Origin of the sequence: Mammaliicoccus sp. FSL K6-3158 (assembly GCF_038005105.1) — a bacterium.
Lineage (GTDB): Bacteria > Bacillota > Bacilli > Staphylococcales > Staphylococcaceae > Mammaliicoccus > Mammaliicoccus sciuri.
Window position 1 is genome coordinate 947,294 of the sequence record NZ_JBBOSL010000001.1, and the last position, 21,993, is coordinate 969,286.

Genomic DNA, 21,993 nt, shown 5'->3' on the forward strand with positions numbered 1-21,993 from the left:
AAGTTACTTTTTAATTTTTAATTTAAAAAGTATGATAAAATAATATAAAATTAGATAACCTGAGGAGTATTGAATAATGTATAAATATGAAGACGATAGTTTGATGTTACACACGGATTTATATCAAATCAATATGGGTGAAACTTATTGGAATGATGGTATTCATGAGCGTACTGCTATTTTTGATTTATATTTTAGAAGTATGCCATTTAATAGCGGCTATGCTATTTTTAGTGGATTAGAAAGAATTGTGCAATTTATAGAGCATTTCAAATTTACAGAGACAGATATTGAGTATTTAAGAGAAGTTGGATATCAAGATGATTATTTAGATTATTTAAAGTCATTACGATTTACAGGGAACATAAGAGCAATGAAAGAAGGGGAACTTTGTTTCAATAATGAACCACTCATTAGAGTAGAAGCGCCACTTATTCAAGCGCAACTCATTGAAACAGCACTTTTAAATATCGTGAATTTCCAAACGTTAATTGCAACTAAAGCAAGTAGAATTAAACAAGTTGTTCGTGATGAAATTGTAATGGAATTTGGTACTAGAAGAGCGCAAGAAATGGATGCTGCGATTTGGGGAGCTAGAGCAGCGATGATCGGTGGATTTGATTCTACAAGTAATGTTAGAGCAGGTAAATTATTTGGTATTCCGATTTCAGGAACACATGCACATTCAATGGTTCAAACATACGATGATGAATATACAGCGTTTAAAAAATATGCTGAAAGACATAAAAATTGCGTGTTTCTTGTAGATACTTTCCATACTTTAAAATCTGGTGTGCCGAATGCAATTAAAGTAGCGAAAGAATTAGGAGATAAAATTAATTTTATCGGTATACGACTAGACTCAGGTGACATCGCTTATTTATCTAAAGAAGCAAGAAGAATGTTAGATGAAGCAGGCTTTACAGATGCAAAAATCTTTGCTTCAAATGATTTAGATGAACAAACAATTACAAGTCTAAAAGCACAAGGTGCAAAAGTAACGGCATGGGGTGTCGGTACGAAACTTATTACAGCATATGATCAACCAGCATTAGGTGCTGTCTATAAACTTGTAGCAATTGAAGAAGAAAATGGCGAATTATCAGATCGCATCAAAATTTCTAACAATGCTGAAAAAGTAACAACACCTGGTAAGAAAAATGTTTATAGAATTATCAATACTAAAACGAATAAATCTGAAGGCGATTATATTACATTAGAAGATGAAGAGCCTAATAAAGAAGAACGTCTAAAAATGTTCCATCCTGTTCATACTTATAAAATGAAATATATCAAACATTTTAAAGCTGTCGATTTACATCATGACATTTTTAAAGATGGTAAACGCGTATACACACTTCCAGAAATTAAAGAAATTAGAGAATTTGCTTTTAACAATTTAGATATATTATGGGAAGAAAATAAACGTTATTTAAATCCTGAAGAATATCCAGTAGATTTGAGTAAAGCATGTTGGGATAATAAGAATAAAAAGATATTCGATGTAGCTGAAAGAGTAGCAGAAGCGATAAAGGATGTGGAAGAGTCATGAGAGATTTACAATCAATCATTGTCAAAGAAATGAATGTTAAAAAATCAATCGATCCAAAAAAAGAATTTGAAGAAATCAAACAGTTCTTAAAATCTTACGTTAAAGCACATAGTTTTGTTAAATCTTTAGTTTTAGGTATTTCTGGTGGGCAAGATTCGACATTATTGGGTAAAATCGCACAATTAACAGTAGATGAACTAAATGCTGAAGAAAATCATCAATATGCATTTATCGCAGTAAGGTTACCTTATGGGGAACAATTTGATGAACAAGATACACAAGATGCATTAGATTTTATTAATCCAAGTAATCGTGTAACAGTAAATATTAAGCCTGCGGTTGAAGCGAGTATTCAATCTTTAAAAGAAGCAGGTGTAGAATTAACTGATTTTCAAAAAGGGAATGAAAAGGCGAGAGAACGTATGAAAGTTCAATATTCAATTGCTTCAGCTAATAATGGACTCGTACTTGGTACGGATCATTCTGCTGAAAATATCACAGGTTTCTATACGAAATTTGGAGATGGCGCTTGTGATATTGCACCGTTATTCGGTCTTAATAAACGCCAAGGCAAAGCGATTTTAAAATATTTAGGTGGTCCAGATCATTTAATCAATAAAGTACCAACTGCTGATTTAGAAGAAGATAAACCTGCTTTACCAGATGAAGAAGCGTTAGGTGTAACATATGATGCCATTGATGACTTTTTAGAAGGTAAAAAAATCAGTGAAAAAGATCAAGAAATTATTCAAAATCACTATGTAAGAAATGCACATAAAAGAGAAATGCCTTATAACCGTTATACATGGCCAAAATAATACGTGACTTTCATAAGTTTGCTTGATAAAATGATTCCAGTATTTTGATTTATGGAGGGTTTAAATGTCAGCTATATTAGATAATCCATGGTTAATGGTGCTATCTATATTTGTCATTAATATAGTATATGTATCTTGTTTAACAATGAGAACAATTTTAACATTGAAAGGATATCGATATGTTGCCGCTGCTGTTAGTGTACTTGAAGTAGTTGTTTATGTTATCGGGTTAGGTTTAGTTATCAATAGTCTTGACCAAATTCAGAATATATTAGCTTATGCGCTTGGGTTTGCTGCAGGCATAATTGTCGGTATGAAAATTGAAGAGAAAATTGCATTAGGGTATATCGTTGTAAATGTTACAACAGCTGAATATGAAACAGATTTACCAAGAACGTTAAGAGATTTAGGTTATGGTGTAACACATTACGTTGCTAAAGGACGAGATGGTGATCGCTTAGTGATGCAAATTTTAACACCACGTAGATTTGAATTAAAATTAATGGAAACAATTAAACAATTGGATTCTAAAGCCTTTGTAATCGCTTATGAACCTAAGAATATACACGGTGGATTCTGGGTTAAAGGTGTACGAAGCAAAAAATTAAAGGCGTATGATACTGATGAAGTTTAGAGTAGAAGACAATGAAACGATTGAAATGTGTCTAAAAAGAATGAAAGTTCAAGGTTATACACCTGTAAAAAGATTTGAAAAACCTGTATTTATTGAGAAAGAAAATGGTGACATTGAGGTTCTCAAACAAGAAATACAATTCGTAGGTAAGAAAATCAAAGAATGACAATAAATCTGGGACATGAGAATGTGGCCCAGATTTTTTCTACTTTTAGTTTATTCTCCTACTGTTACAATATATAATGAAAGATATTAGGATTAAAATTATAAATCACGAACAATTTTGTATTTTTTATAAATAATGTACGTGTTCGTAGAAGTCTGTTATACTATAAATGACTAAAATATGTTAGGAGAATTTATCAATGATTGAACGTTATTCAAGAGAAGAAATGGCTAATATTTGGACAGAACAAAATCGTTTTGAAGCTTGGTTAGAAGTTGAAATACTAGCTTGTGAAGCATGGAGTAAATTAGGACACATTCCTGAAGAAGATGTAAAGCTTATAAGACAAAATGCTAAGGTCGACGTTGATAGAGCTAAAGAAATTGAACAAGAAACACGTCACGATGTTGTGGCATTCACAAGACAAGTTTCTGAAACTCTAGGTGAAGAACGTAAATGGGTACATTACGGTTTAACTTCAACAGATGTTGTTGACACAGCTTTAAGTTATGTCATTAAACAAGCAAATGAAATCATTGAAAAAGACTTAGAAAGATTTTTAGAAGTATTAAAAAATAAAGCAATTGAACATAAAACAACTTTAATGATGGGTAGAACTCATGGTGTCCATGCAGAACCAACAACATTTGGTATTAAAATGGCACTTTGGTATACAGAAATGAAACGTAATTTAGAAAGATTCAAACGTGTTCGTGAAGAAATCGAAGTTGGAAAAATGAGCGGTGCAGTTGGTACATTTGCAAATATTCCACCAGAAATAGAAGAGCATGTATGTACAGAATTAGGATTAGGTTGTGCACCAGTTTCAACTCAAACACTTCAACGTGATCGTCACGCGTATTACATTGCGACATTAGGTTTAATCGCAACATCTATTGAAAAATTTGCAGTAGAAGTTCGTGGTTTACAAAAAACTGAAACGCGTGAAGTTGAAGAAGCTTTTGCTAAAGGTCAAAAAGGCTCTTCAGCTATGCCACATAAACGTAATCCAATTGGTTCAGAAAATGTTACAGGTTTAGCACGTGTTATTAGAGGATATATTACGACTGCATATGAAAATGTACCTTTATGGCATGAAAGAGATATTTCACATTCATCTGCTGAAAGAATTATGCTACCAGACGTAACAATCGCATTGGATTATGCATTAAACAGATTTACTAATATCATTGATCGTTTAACAGTATATCCAGAAAATATGAAACGTAATATCGATAAAACATTTGGTTTAATTTATTCACAACGTGTTATGTTAACGTTAATTAATAAAGGTATGGTCAGAGAAGAAGCATATGATATCGTTCAACCAAAAGCAATGGAATCATGGGAAACTCAAACACCATTTAGAACATTAGTAGAACAAGATGAAAAAATTACAAACTTGTTAAGTGCTGATGAATTAGATGAATGCTTCGATGAGAAACACCATTTAAATCAAGTCGATACCATATTCAGAAGAGCTGGTATAGAATAAGACACGTTTTACTGTACTTTAATAGGTTAGTGCGTTAAAATGCAATTAATGAACTTATATTAAACAGGGGTTGATTTTTTGCAAATTGAAAAATTAAGAGGAAAAGCATTAGATGAACTATTTGATGCAGTTCTGACATTAGAGACAAGAGAAGAATGTTATCAATTTTTTGATGATTTATGTACAGTTAATGAATTACAGTCATTGTCACAAAGGCTACAAGTGGCAAAAATGATTAAACAAGGATACACTTATGCTCATATAGAAAAAGAATCAGGTGCTTCAACTGCAACAATTTCAAGAGTTAAACGCTCATTGCAATGGGGTAATGATGCATATACAATGATTCTTGAAAGAATGAATATTGACTTCGAAAAATAATCATAAATATGTATGTAAGGCTGGGACATTAATGGATGTCTCAGCCTTAATTGGTTAAAATAGTATATAAATAGTAAACTTTAAGAAATAAGGAGCTTTACGCATGAAGAAATTATTTTTAATAATTGGCATATCTACTTTAGTATTAAGCGCATGTAGTGATGATCAGAATACAGATAAGAAATCTACTAAAGAAGAACATACTCAAAAAGATAAAAAAGAGACAGCACAAAAATCTAAAAGGCAAGAACAAAAGAAACATGAAGTTACAAAGAAAGATGGCATCACTTATGTTGATGGGCATGTTTTTGTAAACAAAAAAGTAGGCTTACCACATGATTATGCCCCTGGTGAAAATAGTACTGCTAGAAATCAATTAAATAAATTGATACAAGATGGAACGAATGAAGGATTAGACTTAGTATTTAGAAGCGGGTATCGTTCTTATGAAAATCAAAAACAACTATATAATGATTATGTAGCAAGAGATGGTGAAGAAGCGGCCAACCAATATAGTGCTAAACCAGGACAATCAGAACATCAGACAGGATTAGCATTTGATGTGGGTTCAAATTCAGCAACTGATGATTTTAGAAAGTCATTCGGAAATACAAATGAAGGAAAATGGATAAAGACACATGCACATCAATATGGATTTATCATTAGATATCCATTAGGCAAAGAAAAAATAACAGGTTACCAATATGAACCATGGCATTTAAGATATGTCGGTAAAGAATTAGCAGAAAAAATTTATAAGCAAGACACAACATTAGAAGAATACTTTGATTACGGTAAATAGAAGTTGTGGTTGAGATTATATAGTCATGAGAGTGTGGAAGTTGTGGCTTAATGGATGAGTAAAGCCAAGAGATAGCCCAACTCACACCTCACAACTTCATCTTAACCGTATCTTAAACAATGTAAGAAGCGAAATTTTTCGCTTCTTTTTTTATGATAATTGTCCTATTTCATTTCGGAATTTAAACTTAAAAATGCTATAATTAATCTTATGATAATTAAAGGAGTTTAAGTATGTACGATATAAATTTGTGGAGTCACGTATTTAAATTAGATCCAGCGAAATCTATATCAGATGAGGACTTAATGAAAATATGTGAATCTGGTACGGATGCTATTATAATTGGTGGTACTGATAATGTTACGGAAGATAATGTATTAAATTTAATGAGCAGAATTAGACGTTATCCGCTACCATGTGCACTTGAAATTTCTAATATTGAAAGTGTTGTGCCTGGTTTTGATTTTTATTTTGTACCGAGTGTTTTAAATAGTAATAATGTTGACTACCATAATGGTCTGCTTCAAAAAGCTATTAAGGAATATGGCTATATGATGGATTTTGATGAAATTTTCTTAGAAGGCTATGTTGTTATGAATGAAGACAGTAAAGTAGCGCAATTGACAAGTGCGAATACAGATTTAGATGAAGAAGATTTAATCAGTTATGCAAGAATGGTAGATAAACTATATCATTTACCTATATTTTATTTAGAATACAGTGGTAAGTATGGAAAAGTGGAAGAGGTTAAAGCTGTTAAAGAACATTTAGAAAACGCCCAACTTATTTATGGTGGCGGTATAGATAATTTAGAAAAAGCGAAAGAAATGGCAGAATATGCTGACATAATTGTAGTCGGTAATGCCATTTATGAAGATTTGAAAAAAGCTTTACAAACTGTAAAAGTAAAACAATAAAGGAAGGTTTTTATGAACGCATTGTTAGATAGAATGAATGACGAACAGAAACAAGCAGTCAAAACAACTCAAGGGCCATTACTTATTATGGCAGGTGCAGGTAGTGGTAAAACGAGAGTATTAACGCACAGAATTGCGTATTTATTAGATGAGAAAGATGTTTCTCCTTATAATGTTTTGGCGATTACATTTACTAATAAAGCAGCTAAAGAGATGAAAGAAAGAATTAGCCATTTAGTTGGTCCTGAAGCTGAAAGTATTTGGATATCTACATTCCATTCAATGTGTGTAAGAATCTTAAGAAGAGACATTGACCGTATTGGAATTGAAAGAAACTTTACAATTATAGATCCGACTGACCAAAAATCAGTTATTAAAGAAATATTAAAGAAACAAAATATAGATAGTAAAAAATATGACCCAAGATCATTTATTGGTGCAATTTCTAATTTAAAAAATGAATTAAAAACAGCTGAAGATGCTGAAAAAGAAGCAAGTGATTTTCATGCCAATATGGTCGCTAGTGTATACAAAGGATACCAAGATAAATTACTTAGAAATCATGCATTAGACTTTGATGATTTAATCATGATGACGATTCAATTATTTAATAGAGTGCCTGAAGTATTGGAATACTATCAAAATAAATTCCAATATATTCATGTCGACGAATATCAAGATACTAACAAAGCACAATATACGCTCGTTAATTTATTAGCAAGTAAATTTGAAAATATATGTGTCGTAGGTGACTCTGACCAATCTATTTATGGTTGGAGAGGTGCAGACATTAAAAATATTTTATCATTTGAAGAAGACTATCCAAATGCACAAACAATCTTCCTGGAGCGCAACTATAGATCAACAAAAACTATTTTAACTGCAGCAAATGAAGTAATTCGTAATAATGCTGAACGTAAACCTAAAGCATTATGGACGGATAATAACTCAGGTGAAAAGATAAAATATTATGAAGCAACAACTGAAAGAGATGAAGCAGAATATGTCATTCGTCAAATATTAAAGAAAAAACAAGATGGCTATAAAAACCAAGACATAGCTGTGTTATATCGAACAAATGCTCAATCACGTGTACTTGAAGAAACGTTCTTGAAATCTAATATTCCTTATACAATGGTTGGTGGAACAAAGTTCTATGATAGAAAAGAAATTAAAGATATTTTGAGTTATTTAAGATTAATTTCAAATAGCAATGATGATATCAGTTTTGAAAGAATCATTAATGTACCTAAAAGAGGTATTGGGCCGACATCTGTTCAAAAAATTGCTCAATATGCAGCGATGAATCAATTGAGTTACTTTGATGCTTTAGGAGAAGTTGATTTTATCGGTTTATCTAAAAAAGTTACTGAAGAAGGCGCAGCATTTTATGAGATGATGAATAACTTTATGCAACAACAAGAATTCTTATCTGTAACTGAAATTGTAGAACAAATATTAGAAAAATCTGGTTATAGACGTATGTTAGAGAACGAACAAACGATTGAATCGCAAAGTAGACTTGAGAATATTGATGAGTTCTTATCTGTACCAAGAGACTATGAAAAAAACACACCAGTTGAAGAACAATCATTGATGAACTTCTTAACAGATTTATCACTCGTTGCAGATGTTGATGATGCAGATTTAGAAGCGGGTGTAACTTTGATGACAATGCACTCAGCGAAAGGTCTAGAGTTCAAAGTTGTATTTATTATTGGTATGGAGGAAAGTATTTTCCCACACTTTAGAAGTCTTCAATCAGGTGAAGAACATGAAATGGAAGAAGAACGCCGAATTGCGTATGTGGCTATTACGAGAGCCGAAGAAGAGTTACATTTATCTCACGCGACAACTCGTACATTGTTTGGTAGATCTCAAGCGAACTTAAAATCAAGATTTTTAAAAGAAATTCCAGAAGATTTACTAGATGGCGTGAAACCAAAAACATCATTTAAGCAAAAACAAACTTCCACACCTAAACGTAGTTTTGCAGGTCGTATGAATACGAAGCAGAAACCAGAAACATCATGGAATGTTGGGGATAAAGTAACCCATAAATCATGGGGTGAAGGTATGGTAAGTGCTGTAAATGATAAAAATGGTTCTGTTGAATTAGATATCATTTTCAAAAAAGAAGGACCAAAACGTCTATTAGCACAATTTGCACCAATTGAGAAGAAAGGGGAGTAAACTATGGAAGATTTAAAATCAAGAGTTAAAGAACTTCATCAATTGTTACATCGTTATAACCATGAATATCATGTGTTAGATAATCCAACTGTTCCTGACAGTGAATATGATCAATTATTGCATGAGTTAATCTCTATAGAAGAAAAGCACCCTGAACTAAAAACGGACGATTCACCAACTGTTAGAGTTGGTGGACCACCGTTATCTCAATTTGAAAAAATTAATCATGACACACCTATGTTGTCATTAGGTAATGCTTTTAACGAAGAAGATTTAAGAAAATTTGATCAAAGAGTTAGAGAAAAAGTAGACAGTGTTCGATACACATGTGAATTAAAAATTGATGGTTTAGCTGTATCGTTAAAGTATGTAAACGGACGATTTGTTCAAGGATTAACGCGTGGAGACGGTACAACAGGTGAGAATATCACTGAAAATTTAAAAACGATACATGCCATTCCTTTAACAATTAAAGAACCTCTTTCTATTGAAGTTCGTGGTGAAGCATACATGCCTAGGAAATCTTTTATTTCTTTAAATGAACAAAAAGAACAAAACGGGGAACAACTATTTGCAAATCCTAGAAATGCCGCTGCAGGTTCATTGAGACAGCTTGATTCAAAATTAACTGCTAAAAGGAAGCTCGATATTTTCTTATATAGTGTTAATGACTTAACTGAAATAGAAGCGGATAGTCAATCAGAGGCATTAAACAATTTAGATGAACTAGGATTTAAGACAAACAAAGAAAGAGAAACTTTTGATGATATAGAAGGCGTATTATCTTTTATAAGTAAGTGGACTGAACAACGCAATAATTTATCATATGATATAGATGGCATTGTTATTAAAGTTGATGATTTAAGTCAGCAAGAAGAACTTGGCTTTACTCAGAAATCACCAAGATGGGCAATTGCGTACAAGTTCCCAGCTGAAGAAGTCTTAACAACATTAACAGATATAGAATTAAGTATAGGTAGAACTGGTGTTGTGACACCAACTGCGATATTAGAGCCTGTTAAAGTGGCAGGAACTACTGTTTCTAGAGCATCATTACATAACGAAGACTTAATCCATGAGAAAGATATCCGTATAGGAGATAAAGTTGTCATCAAAAAAGCAGGTGACATTATACCTGAAGTCGTTAAAAGTATTGCTGAAGAAAGAAGCGAAGATAGTGAGATTTATCATATGCCAACACACTGTCCAAGTTGTGAGCATGAATTGGTTAGAATAGAAGGTGAAGTTGCATTAAGATGTATTAACCCTAAATGTTCTGCACAATTAGTAGAAGGTATGATTCATTTTGTATCACGACAAGCAATGAATATTGACGGTTTAGGAGATAAAATAATCGAACAACTTTATCAAAACGATAAAATTAAAGATGTCGCGGATTTATATTATTTAACGAAAGATGATTTATTACCATTGGAAAGAATGGGTGAGAAGAAAGTTAATAATTTATTAACAGCAATCGAAGCTTCTAAAGCAAAATCACTAGAGCATTTATTATTTGGTTTAGGTGTAAGACATTTAGGTACAAAAGCAAGTCGTGTAATAGCTGAAAAATATGAAACAATTGATCGCTTATTCGAAGTAACGATAGAAGATTTAACTGAAATACCAGATGTTGGTCATAAGATGGCTCAATCACTTGTTACTTATATGGAAAATGATGATATAAAAGTATTAATCGATAAACTTAAACAGAAAAATGTTAACATGACTTATACAGGTATTAAGCAATCTGAAATTGAAGGTCATCCAGATTTTACTGGAAAAACATTCGTATTAACTGGTAAAATGACAGAGATGACTAGACCTGAAGCAACAAAAGTAATCCAATCATTAGGTGCAAAGGTAACAGGAAGTGTCACTAAAAATACAGATGTTGTTATTGCTGGTGAAGATGCTGGATCCAAACTTGAAAAAGCTGAAAAATTAAATATAGAAGTTTGGTCAGAAGAAGATTGGTTAAACAAATATCGTAATATCAATGAATAGAGGTTAAAGATATGAAAAAAGGATTTCTTATTTTAGCGTCTGTAATATTGCTTACAGCATGTTCATCAGATACTACCCAAAAAGATAATCAAGATAAATCAGATAAAGAAAAAGAGCAAACAAAGCAAATTTCTACAGGTATGCAAATTTCCAGTGATTATTATCGAACATTACTACCATTTAAAGTAAGTGCTGCAAGAGGATTAACGCAAGATAATATGATTTCTAGTTATAACAGTGAAGCATTTGAAAGTGGATTGTTAGATATAAGTAAACAGACATTTTCACCTGATGATTACTTATACAGAGATGGCCAGTTCTTAGATAAAGATACTGTGAGAGCATATTTAGCACCTAAATATACAAAAGCAGAAATTAAAGATATGAGTGATGATGAAAAAGAACAAAATAATGCAAGAGAAAACTTAGGTTTGAATCCAACTCATAAAGGAGAAACAGATCCTGAAAAAATAGCTGAGAATTCACCTACATATTTATCACATATCATCGAACAAGATTACTTCACAGAAAGTGATGCTAAAAAACAAAAGATTTCTGGTATGACGATTGGCTTAGCCATGAATAGTGAATATGTTTACCAAAAAGAAGAATACGGCGAAACATATACTAAGAAACTTGATAACAAAGAAGTAGAGAAAAAAGGTAAAGAGATGGCTGAAGAAATCCTTTCACGTCTTCGTGTAAGAGATGACCTTAAAAATATTCCAATTAACTTTGGTATATTCATACAGTCTGGAGAAGGTGACATCAAACCAGGTAAATTTGTTTATTATGCCTCTAGTGAAGGCGGTAAGCGTAACGTTAAAAGTTGGGGAAAAATGAATCAAAAATATGTCACAATCCCATCAAGTGATGCATCAGATTTAGATGAAAATTTAAATTCTAATTTTGAACAGTTTAATCAAGACTTACAAAAATACTTCCCTAACTTTACACAATCAGTAGGAACAGGTAAATTTGATGACGATAAACTGACAGAACTAGAAATAAAAGTACCACTTGATTATTATGGAAAAGCAGAAGTAATTGGTGTGACTCAATACGTAGCAGACCTATCTCAAAAATACTTTAAAGGTATAGATGATTTAGAAATCTCTATCGTAGACGGAGAAGAACCACAAGCATTAATTACGAAGACTAAAGACGATGACGAACCACAAATTCATATTTATAAATAGTTAAAAAGTGAGTCTGGAACAGAAATGTTCTAGACTCTTTTTCGTATTTTTAGAAATATAGGTCTGAACATTGCAAGTGAGGTATGACAAGCAATGTTCAGCACCTTGTATTTATCAAGACTAATGAAACAAGATAAATAGAAGGTCTGTATTTATCAAGACTGGTGAAACAAGATAAATAGAAGGTCTGTATTTATCAAGACTAATGAAACAAGATAAATAGGAGCCCTCTATGTTGGAAGACACTCCAAACAAGCAACATAGAACTCACATATGTTGCAAGACTCCCCAAACAAGCCATATACCCCCAAAAAATTACAGCTATTTTTCCATATAAAAAAGACTGGCACATTTTATGTACCAGTCTCTTCCATATTAATCTTCATTTAAGATACGTTTCATACGATCTAAGTTATCAATAACTTCTTTGTCTGGCTTCTTAGTAAATGAACTTACAATAACTGTAACGACGATGTTTGTGAAGAATCCTGGGATAATTTCGTATAATTCGAAAATACCGCCATGACTTTTCATCATAATCCAGAATAGTACGACGATTGAAGACGTCACCATACCTGCGATTGCACCGTTTTTCGTTAAACCTTTCCAGTATAATGACATTAATACAAGTGGTCCAAATGCTGCACCGAATCCTGCCCAAGCATTACCTACAAGATTAAGTATGGTGTCATTTGGAGTCCAAGCAAGTAATATTGCCACAATTGCTACAGCTAATACTGCAAATCTACCTACCATAACAAATTCTTTATCTCTATCTGGTTCATAACCACGTTTTTTAGTTATAATTTTATAAAAGTCTTGTGTTAAAGCACTTGATGTAACGAGTAATTGAGATGAAATTGTACTCATAATAGCCGCTAAAATTGCTGCTAAGAAGAACCCGCCAACTAATGGATGGAATAACACTTGACTCATTAAGATGAAGATTGTTTCTGGGTTATCAATTGTTTGGCTTGTATCATGAATGTATGCAATACCAGTTAAACCAACTAAACATGCACCTAATAATGAAATAGCCATCCAACCAATACCGAATCTTCTTGCTGTTGGTAATTGTTTATGTGATTTAATAGACATAAATCTTACAATAATATGTGGTTGTCCAAAATAACCAAGTCCCCATGCAATTAATCCTATGATACTTACAACTGAAGTTCCTTTAAACCAATCTAAGTTAGTTGGTTTAACTTCTGCTACAGTGTGGAAAGTATCTAACCCGTTTAAAGTTAATAAAGCAGCGATAGGTACCATAACCATTGCTATTAACATGATCACACCTTGGAAGAAGTCTGTTAGTGAAACAGCTAAATATCCTCCGAAGAATGTATATAATACAACGATACCACCAGTTAAAATAATACCAAGACGATAATCCATACCGAATGCACTTTCGAATAAAGTACCACCTGAAACCATACCAACTGAAGTATATAGCGTAAAGAATACGACAATGATAATACCTGAAATAATTTTTAAAGCATGTGTATTATCTGCAACACGTTTCTCGAAGAAATCTGGAATCGTAATCGCGTTTCCAGTATGTTCAGTATATACACGTAATTTCGGTGCTACTAAAATGTAATTTAACCATGCACCTACTGTTAAACCGATAGCAAGCCAAGTTGCCGATAATCCAATACTGTAAACTTCACCAGGAAGTCCCATAATCATCCAACCACTCATATCGGATGCACCAGCGGATAATGCTGTTACATAAGGACCTATACTACGGCCACCTAACATGTACTCATCTAAATTGCTTGTTGATTGTTTATAAGCATAGTAACCAATTGCTAATAGAACAAGAAAATAGACTATAATCATGAAATAAGTTTGCCAGCCTGAAGCAACTCCAGCACTCGCATCAATTTGTCCTAAAATAAACATAATCCCGCTCCTTTATTTTATGTATTTTAAAGTTGCACGTTGACCATTATACACAAATGAAATAATAATCAAAGGGTAAAAAGTAAATTATCCGTATATTCAGTTTATCATTTATATAGAATCGTGTCACAATTTGTTCATATTTTGTGTTTGATAATATTGCTCTATGCCTTGCGGTGTAAATGTTTACAAAGGATATGATTATGACTTATTTTGCTCATAAAATGACGATGTAAACTTTTTTAAAAATTTTTAGCTTTTTAAAATTTGTTCCATGTCATCAAACTTTTTAAGGTCATTTTCAACAGGTGGTTTCGTCATTAAGCTCACAATAACTGTTACAATAATACTTGAAATAAATCCAGGTATGATTTCATAAAATTCAAAAATACCACCATGATTTTTCATGAGTATCCAGAAAATAACGACTAATGAACCAGTCAAAATTCCTGCAATCGCGCCGTATTTAGTTAGACGTTTCCAATGTAGTGATAATAATACTAAAGGTCCAAATGCTGCGCCAAATCCAGCCCAAGCATTACCAACTAAATTTAAAATTGTATCATTTGGATTCCACGCGATGTACATTGCAACGATTGATACAAGTAAAACAGATAAGCGTCCTACAAGAACGAATTCCTTTTCATGACTTTTATCTTGTAAAGTTTTTCTGCGCAATAACATGTAGAAGTCTTGCGTTAATGCACTAGATGTTACAAGAAGCTGTGAAGAAATTGTACTCATAATCGCAGCTAAAATTGCTGCTAAGAAGAACCCTGCAATGAGTGGATGGAATAAAATTTGACTCATTACGATAAAGATTGTTTCTGGGTTTTTAACTTCTATATTAGTATGTTCAACAAAAGCTATACCAATTAACCCAGTCACACAAGCACCTAATAAAGAAATCGCCATCCATGAAATACCAATTCGACGTGCTCTAGGCATTAGTTTATGTGTTTTAATAGACATAAAACGTACTATAATATGTGGTTGACCGAAGTATCCTAATCCCCAAGCTAGTAAACTGATGATACCAACTGTAGTTGTTCCTTTGAACCAATCTAAATTCGTAGGTTTTAAATCACCAACTTCACTAAACGTGTCGAGACCATTTAACTTTAACAACGCAACGATAGGCACTAATACCAATGCTAAGATCATAATGACACCTTGGAAGAAGTCTGTTAATGATACAGCTAAATAACCGCCGAAAAGTGTATACAAAATAACAATACTAGCGGCTATAAATAAACCAACATGATAATCTAGTCCAAATGCACTATTAAATAGTACGCCACCAGCTACCATTCCAGAATGTGTGTATAACGTAAAGAATACAACGATAACTAACCCTGAAATGACTTTAACGATTCTTGTATTATCTGATAATCTTTTTTCAAAAAAGTCAGGTAAAGTAATAGCGTTATCAGTCAGTTCAGTATAAATTCTTAAACGTGATGCTACGAGTATGTAATTAAGCCAAGCACCAATTGTAAGGCCAATGGCAATCCAAGTTGCTGATAGACCGATACTATATACAGATCCTGGTAACCCCATAATCATCCAACCACTCATGTCTGAAGCACCTGCTGATAGGGCAGTAACAAGTGCACCTAAATCTCTGCCGCCTAACATATATTCATCAAGCGTACTTGTCGAACGTTTGTAAGCATAAAATCCAATTGCTAATAAAATGGCAAAATAAATAGCAATCATGACGTATGTTTCCCAAGAAGTTTCGACTTTAACATTCTTAAAAGTATTTCCAAGAATAAACATGAAAAACCACCTCTCACTCATTGACATAAAATTCAGAAAAAATTCTGATAATTTATTATACACAATGTATGCGCTTTCATGTAGTTAATTTTTAATAACTTTAGATTTTTATATGAAAATTTGTTAAAATTATATGATGTTAGATTAACTAAGGAGGCGTCGCACATGACGAAGGTAACATCTGAACAAGTTGAACATGTTGCTAATTTAGCTAGACTTGAAGTTTCACAAGACGAAGTCAATGAATTCACACAATCTTTAGAGAAGATCTTAAACTTTGCAGGACAATTAGATGAAGTTGATACTGAAAATGTTGAACCAACATTCCACGTATTAGACTTACAAAATGTTCTAAGAGAAGATAAGAGTGAATCAGGAATTCCTCAAGAACAAGCATTACTTAATGCGAAAGAAAAAGAAGCGGGGCAATTTAAAGTTCCAGCAATTATGAATGAGGAGGACTAAAGCATGACAATTCGTTATGAAACAATTGAACGTTTATCAGAAATGATTAAAAATAATGAAATTAAGCCATCTGAAATTGTTAGAGATATTTTTGATGCGATAGAAGCAGACGACGCAAATATTAAAGCATTCTTAGCTTTAGATAAAGAACAAGCAATTAAAAAAGCTGAAGAACAAGATAAATTACAAGCTGAAGGTAAAATGGAAGGTAAGCTATTTGGTATTCCAATGGGTATCAAAGACAATATTATTACTGAAGGTGTAGAAACTACATGTGCAAGTAAAATGTTAGAAGGCTTTATTCCTATATATGAATCAACAGTTATGAATAAATTAAATGCTGAAAATGGTATTTTAGTTGGTAAACTTAACATGGATGAATTTGCTATGGGTGGTTCAAATGAGAACTCTTATTTCAAGACAACTGTTAATCCATTTGACCATAAAGCCGTACCAGGTGGTTCATCAGGTGGTTCAGCAGCAGCTGTTGCAGCAAGCTTAGTACCATTTGCATTAGGTTCAGATACTGGTGGTTCAATCCGTCAACCAGCATCATACTGTGGTGTTGTTGGTATGAAACCTACATATGGCCGTGTATCACGTTTTGGTCTAGTAGCATTTGCTTCTTCATTAGATCAAATTGGACCTATTACACGTAGTGTTAAAGATAACGCATTAATTTTAGAAACGATTTCTGGACATGATTCACAAGATTCAACAAGTGCACCGATCGAAGATGTAGACTTTACGTCTGAAATTGGTAAAGATATTAAAGGCTTAAAAGTAGCTGTACCAGAAGAATTCATTGGCTCTGGTGTATCTGAAGAAGTTAAGAACTCAGTTAATGAAGCTGTTAAAACTTTAGAATCTTTAGGTGCTACAGTTGATCGTGTATCATTACCAAATACTAAGTATGGTGTAGCAAGTTACTATATTATTGCATCTTCTGAAGCATCAGCTAACTTAGCTAGATTTGATGGTATCCGTTATGGTTATCATTCAAAATCAGCAAATACACTAGAAGAACTATACAAAAAATCTCGTGGTGAAGGTTTTGGAGACGAAGTTAAACGTCGTATTATGCTTGGAACATTCGCATTAAGTTCAGGTTATTACGATGCTTACTACAAAAAAGCTCAAAAAGTTCGTACATTAATAAAACAAGACTTCGAAAAAGTATTTGAAGACTATGATGTTATCGTAGGACCAACTGCACCAACGACAGCATTCAATATTGGTGAACAAATTGATGATCCATTAACAATGTACGCTAATGATATTTTAACTATTCCAGTTAACTTAGCAGGTGTACCATCAATCTCTATTCCTTGTGGTAAATCAAATGGTCGTCCAATTGGTTTACAAATTGTTGGTAAACCATTCGATGAAAAAACGATATACAAAGTTGCTTATCAATATGAAACACAATATAACTTACATGATGACTATAAAACTTTACAAGGAGTGTGAAACTGAATGCATTTTGAAACAATTATCGGCTTAGAAGTTCACGTCGAATTAAAAACAGAATCAAAAATGTTTTCACCATCACCCGCTCATTTTGGTGCGGAACCTAATACAAATACAAACGTTATTGACTTAGCATACCCAGGCGTGTTACCAGTTGTAAACAAGACAGCTGTTGATTGGGCTATGCGTGCAGCAATGGCATTAAATATGGATATTGCGAAAGAATCTAAATTTGATAGAAAAAACTATTTCTACCCAGATAATCCAAAAGCTTATCAAATTTCTCAATTCGATCAACCAATTGGTGAAAATGGTTGGATTGATATTGAAGTAGATGGAGAAACTAAACGTATTGGTATCACTCGTTTACACATGGAAGAAGATGCAGGGAAATTAACACATAAAGAGGGATATTCTTTAGTTGATTTAAACCGTCAAGGAACACCATTAATTGAAATCGTTTCTGAACCTGATATTCGATCTCCTAAAGAAGCGTATGCATACTTAGAAAAATTACGTGCAATTATTCAATATACAGGCGTATCAGATTGTAAAATGGAAGAAGGTTCATTACGTTGTGATGCCAACATTTCATTACGTCCATATGGTCAAGAAGAATTCGGTACAAAAGCAGAGCTTAAAAACTTAAACTCATTTAACTATGTCCGTAAAGGTCTTGAACATGAAGAAAAACGCCAAGCAGAAGTATTATTAGCTGGTGGAGAAATTTTACAAGAAACACGTCGTTTCAACGAATCAACAGGCGAAACAATTTTAATGCGTGTTAAAGAAGGTTCAGATGACTATCGTTACTTCCCAGAACCAGACTTAGTACCATTATATGTTGATGATGAGTGGAAAGAACGTGTACGTCAAACAATCCCAGATTTACCAGACGTACGTAAAGAACGTTATGTTAATGAATTAGGATTACCAGCTTATGATGCACATGTATTAACATTAACTAAAGAAATGTCAGATTTCTTTGAAGCAGCAATTGAACATGGTGCAGACGTTAAATTAACATCTAACTGGTTAATGGGTGGCGTTAATGAATACTTAAATAAAAATCAAATCGAATTACAAGATACTGCATTAACACCAGAAAACTTAGCAGGTATGATTAAACTTATTGAAGATGGCACAATGAGTAGTAAAATTGCTAAGAAAGTATTCCCTGAATTAGCTGAAAATGGTGGAGACGCACATCAAATTATGAAAGACAAAGGTCTTGTACAAATATCTGATGAAGCAACACTATTAGGATTTGTTACAGAAGCATTAGATAACAATCCACAATCAGTAGAAGACTTTAAAAATGGTAAAGGCAAAGCGATGGGCTTCTTAGTAGGTCAAATTATGAAAATTTCAAAAGGCCAAGCAAACCCACAAATCGTGAACCAATTACTAAAATCAGAATTAGAGAAAAGATAATAAATATAATGAAAATCTCGTCACAGAGTGAAGTACTCGTGACGAGATTTTTTATTGTATAAGAGGATGGATATTTGTAAGGGACAGAATTCTGAGAAATGTCCCCAAAATGAGCGTCTTCCTAATTGCTAGAATTCGGAATAATGGAAGTTACACCACAGTTAATTCTTGATCTTATTAAATTGCAAATTCTATATCTAATTACTTGCATGGTTGGTGTGTTGAAGTACAATAGTATTAAATCTTAATGACGATGGAGGCGTAACTACATATGACGCAAATTAAAATAGCTAAAAATGAAAATGAAATTAATTTAGAGTTAGGTCAAGCTAATAGACATGGTTTGATTGCTGGTGCTACTGGTACTGGTAAAACAATTACTTTAAAAGTATTGGCTGAACAATTTTCAAAAGCTGGTGTTCCAGTCTTTATGTCAGATGTTAAAGGGGATATCTCAAGTATTGCTGAGGCTGGCTCTATCAATGATAAGATTCAAGAACGTATTGATATGATGAAAATTGATGATTATGAAAATAATGCTTTCCCTGTAACGTTATTTGATGTATTTCAAAAAACGGGTGTACCTGTTCGTACAACAATTACAGAAATGGGTCCGCTATTAATTGGTAAGTTATTAGATTTAAATAATACTCAATTAGGTGTGTTAGATATTGTATTTAAAGTTGCTGATGAAAGTGGTCTGCTTCTGATTGATATGAAAGATTTTAAAGCACTTTTAAAAGAAATTAATGAAAATAGAGCAGAGTATGCTGAGAAGTATGGAAATATTTCCTCTGCATCAATTGGTGCTATTCAACGTGCATTATTAAGATTAGAAACTGAAGGTGCTGAAACGTTCTTCGGAGAACCTGCATTACAATTAGAAGATTTTATTAAGTTTGATGATTCAGGCAGAGGTATGATCAATGTACTTGATGCATCTGTTTTATATCAAAAGCCTAAATTATATGCAACGTTCTTATTATGGTTATTATCTGAACTATTTGAGAGTCTTCCAGAAGTAGGAGATCCCGAAAAACCAAAAATTGTATTCTTCTTTGATGAAGCCCACCTTTTATTTAATGACAGCTCTAAAGAGTTAATTGAAAAAGTTGAACAAGTTGTACGTTTAATTCGTTCTAAAGGTGTAGGTATTTATTTCGTAACTCAAAATCCAATTGATATTCCAGAGTCAGTTCTCGGACAACTAGGAAATAGAGTACAACATGCACTTAGAAGTTATACACCTAAAGATCAAAAAGCGATTAAAAGCGCTGCACAAACTTTCCGTCAAAATGAAAGCTTTGACACTGCTCAAGTAATCGGAGAATTGAAAACTGGGGAAGCGTTGATTTCATTCTTAAATGATGAAGGGCAACCGAATGTTGTTGAACGTGCATTTATTCGTCCACCTGAAAGTAAAATTAATGTAATCGATGAATCTGTTAAAAAAGATTTAATTGAAAATGCGTCATTAAATGAAACGTATAAAGAAACATTTGATCGTGAAAGTGCATATGAAATGTTACAAAATAAAATTGAAAAGCAACCTGAAGAAGAACAAAAAACTAAGAAATCACAGTCAACTAAGAAAGAAACAACATCTAAGAAGAAAGAAAAACCTTCACAATTCCAAAAAGAAACATCTAAATTCTTATCAACAGTTGGAAGACAAATTGGTAGAGAAATCGTACGTAATATATTTGGAACGAAAAGACGCTAATTATTTTTTGCTTTCTTATATTTAGTATATGCTTTAATATAAAGATATAAGAATATACAAGAGGGATCATAATGAAGAAAAAAGCTAGAATCATTTACAACCCTACATCAGGAAGAGAGTTATTTAAAAGAGCATTACCTGATGTATTAATTAAGTTAGAACAGGCTGGTTATGAGACAAGTGCTCATGCTACAACAAGTGCTGGAGATGCGACACATGCTGCTAGGGAAGCTCTAAAATATGATTATGATGTTATCATTGCTGCTGGTGGAGACGGTACTTTAAATGAAGTTATCAATGGTATTGCAGAAGCAAAGAAACGACCTAAACTAGGGCTAATTCCTATGGGGACAGTTAACGATTTTGGTAGAGCACTTCTTATTCCAAACAATATAATGGAAGCTGTAGATACAATCATTAAAGGTGATCTTGTACCAGTAGATGTTGGTAAAATGAACAATCGCTATTTTATTAATATTGCTGGTGGTGGTAAAATAACAGAAGTTTCTTATGAAGCGCCAAGTAAATTGAAAACAATGGTTGGACCACTCGCTTATTACATTAAAGGCTTAGAGATGTTACCACAAATTAAAGCGACTGATATACGTATCGAATATGATGGTAATGTATTCCAAGGCGAAGCGATGATGTTCTTAATTGGCTTAACGAATTCAATAGGTGGCTTTGAAAAGCTAGTACCAGATGCTGATATTAATGATGGTAATTTTACTTTGCTTATATTAGAGAAAGTGAATATAGCTGAGCTTGGTCACATTATGACATTGGCTTCTAGAGGTGATCATATCAATCATCCGAAAGTTCATTACACTAAAGCTAAAACAATTAATGTCTCATCATTTGAGCAAATTCAATTAAATGTTGATGGTGAATTTGGTGGTGTATTACCTGCTAATTTCTTAAACTTAAAACAACATATACAAGTCTTTTCTAAACTTGAGAGGGTTAAGAGAGAGCACGGAATTGAAACAGTAGAAAGAGAACGAGAAAGACTACACGAAGAACAAACAGAAGAATAAATACATAGGG

At 32.8% G+C, this 21,993-nt stretch carries 18 protein-coding genes; 16 read left to right on the forward strand and 2 right to left on the reverse strand.

Going from position 1 to position 21,993, the window contains the following annotated elements:
* Positions 1 to 76 precede the first annotated feature (76 nt).
* From MHH94_RS04665 to MHH94_RS04715, 11 genes are all read left to right on the forward strand, one after another.
* Positions 77 to 1,552: a nicotinate phosphoribosyltransferase gene (locus tag MHH94_RS04665; protein WP_048540652.1), complete on the forward strand. Its 1,476-nt coding sequence runs from the start codon at positions 77 to 79 to the stop codon at positions 1,550 to 1,552.
* A complete protein-coding gene (nadE, locus tag MHH94_RS04670; protein ID WP_048540653.1) occupies positions 1,549 to 2,370 on the forward strand; it encodes an ammonia-dependent NAD(+) synthetase in 822 nt (273 codons plus the stop codon). The genes MHH94_RS04665 and nadE overlap by 4 nt, the downstream gene beginning before the upstream one ends.
* A 64-nt stretch (positions 2,371 to 2,434) precedes the next feature.
* Positions 2,435 to 3,004: a DUF2179 domain-containing protein gene (locus tag MHH94_RS04675; protein ID WP_048540654.1), complete on the forward strand. Its 570-nt coding sequence runs from the start codon at positions 2,435 to 2,437 to the stop codon at positions 3,002 to 3,004.
* The gene (locus MHH94_RS04680; RefSeq protein ID WP_065381774.1) at positions 2,994 to 3,170 is read left to right on the forward strand and encodes an NETI motif-containing protein; all 177 of its coding nucleotides are present in this window, start codon (positions 2,994 to 2,996) and stop codon (positions 3,168 to 3,170) included. Before MHH94_RS04675 ends, MHH94_RS04680 begins: the two co-directional genes overlap by 11 nt.
* A gap of 199 nt (positions 3,171 to 3,369) precedes the next feature.
* The gene (gene purB, locus MHH94_RS04685) at positions 3,370 to 4,665 is read left to right on the forward strand and encodes an adenylosuccinate lyase (RefSeq protein WP_075578456.1); all 1,296 of its coding nucleotides are present in this window, start codon (positions 3,370 to 3,372) and stop codon (positions 4,663 to 4,665) included.
* Between the two features lie 78 nt (positions 4,666 to 4,743).
* Entirely contained in the window at positions 4,744 to 5,046 is a 303-nt protein-coding gene (locus tag MHH94_RS04690; protein WP_025905127.1) for a YerC/YecD family TrpR-related protein, read from the forward strand.
* 103 nt (positions 5,047 to 5,149) lie between these two features.
* Complete coding sequence (locus MHH94_RS04695) at positions 5,150 to 5,848, forward strand: M15 family metallopeptidase (protein WP_048540656.1); 699 nt, start codon at positions 5,150 to 5,152, stop codon at positions 5,846 to 5,848.
* A 233-nt stretch (positions 5,849 to 6,081) separates the two neighbouring features.
* Entirely contained in the window at positions 6,082 to 6,765 is a 684-nt protein-coding gene (locus MHH94_RS04700; RefSeq protein WP_107603140.1) for a heptaprenylglyceryl phosphate synthase, read from the forward strand.
* A gap of 12 nt (positions 6,766 to 6,777) precedes the next feature.
* Complete coding sequence (gene pcrA / locus MHH94_RS04705; protein WP_058591872.1) at positions 6,778 to 8,958, forward strand: DNA helicase PcrA; 2,181 nt, start codon at positions 6,778 to 6,780, stop codon at positions 8,956 to 8,958.
* A gap of 3 nt (positions 8,959 to 8,961) precedes the next feature.
* On the forward strand, positions 8,962 to 10,965 hold the full coding sequence (gene ligA, locus MHH94_RS04710; protein WP_058591873.1) for an NAD-dependent DNA ligase LigA: 2,004 nt from the start codon (positions 8,962 to 8,964) through the stop codon (positions 10,963 to 10,965).
* A gap of 11 nt (positions 10,966 to 10,976) precedes the next feature.
* Positions 10,977 to 12,164 (forward strand): CamS family sex pheromone protein, encoded by a 1,188-nt coding sequence (locus MHH94_RS04715; RefSeq protein WP_340839933.1) that lies wholly within the window; start codon positions 10,977 to 10,979, stop codon positions 12,162 to 12,164.
* Between the two features lie 375 nt (positions 12,165 to 12,539).
* On the opposite strand, the gene putP (MHH94_RS04720) is transcribed toward MHH94_RS04715, so the two are convergent.
* Both putP (MHH94_RS04720) and putP (MHH94_RS04725) read right to left on the reverse strand, forming a co-directional pair.
* On the reverse strand, positions 12,540 to 14,072 hold the full coding sequence (gene putP, locus MHH94_RS04720; protein ID WP_048540661.1) for a sodium/proline symporter PutP: 1,533 nt from the start codon (positions 14,070 to 14,072) through the stop codon (positions 12,540 to 12,542).
* Between the two features lie 252 nt (positions 14,073 to 14,324).
* Positions 14,325 to 15,854 (reverse strand): sodium/proline symporter PutP, encoded by a 1,530-nt coding sequence (gene putP, locus MHH94_RS04725; protein WP_340839936.1) that lies wholly within the window; start codon positions 15,852 to 15,854, stop codon positions 14,325 to 14,327.
* Positions 15,855 to 16,019: 165 nt separating this feature from the next.
* Here putP (MHH94_RS04725) and gatC point away from each other — a divergent pair, with 165 nt between their 5' ends.
* The 5 genes from gatC to MHH94_RS04750 all read left to right on the forward strand — a co-directional run bounded on the left by gatC (position 16,020) and on the right by MHH94_RS04750 (position 21,983).
* Complete coding sequence (gene gatC / locus MHH94_RS04730) at positions 16,020 to 16,319, forward strand: Asp-tRNA(Asn)/Glu-tRNA(Gln) amidotransferase subunit GatC (protein ID WP_025905135.1); 300 nt, start codon at positions 16,020 to 16,022, stop codon at positions 16,317 to 16,319.
* A 3-nt stretch (positions 16,320 to 16,322) separates the two neighbouring features.
* Complete coding sequence (gene gatA, locus MHH94_RS04735; protein ID WP_048540663.1) at positions 16,323 to 17,789, forward strand: Asp-tRNA(Asn)/Glu-tRNA(Gln) amidotransferase subunit GatA; 1,467 nt, start codon at positions 16,323 to 16,325, stop codon at positions 17,787 to 17,789.
* Positions 17,790 to 17,795: 6 nt separating this feature from the next.
* Complete coding sequence (gene gatB, locus MHH94_RS04740) at positions 17,796 to 19,223, forward strand: Asp-tRNA(Asn)/Glu-tRNA(Gln) amidotransferase subunit GatB (RefSeq protein WP_340839939.1); 1,428 nt, start codon at positions 17,796 to 17,798, stop codon at positions 19,221 to 19,223.
* Between the two features lie 271 nt (positions 19,224 to 19,494).
* Positions 19,495 to 20,946 (forward strand): helicase HerA-like domain-containing protein, encoded by a 1,452-nt coding sequence (locus MHH94_RS04745; RefSeq protein ID WP_217844039.1) that lies wholly within the window; start codon positions 19,495 to 19,497, stop codon positions 20,944 to 20,946.
* 71 nt (positions 20,947 to 21,017) lie between these two features.
* A complete protein-coding gene (locus MHH94_RS04750; RefSeq protein ID WP_025905139.1) occupies positions 21,018 to 21,983 on the forward strand; it encodes a diacylglycerol kinase in 966 nt (321 codons plus the stop codon).
* Positions 21,984 to 21,993 lie beyond the last annotated feature (10 nt).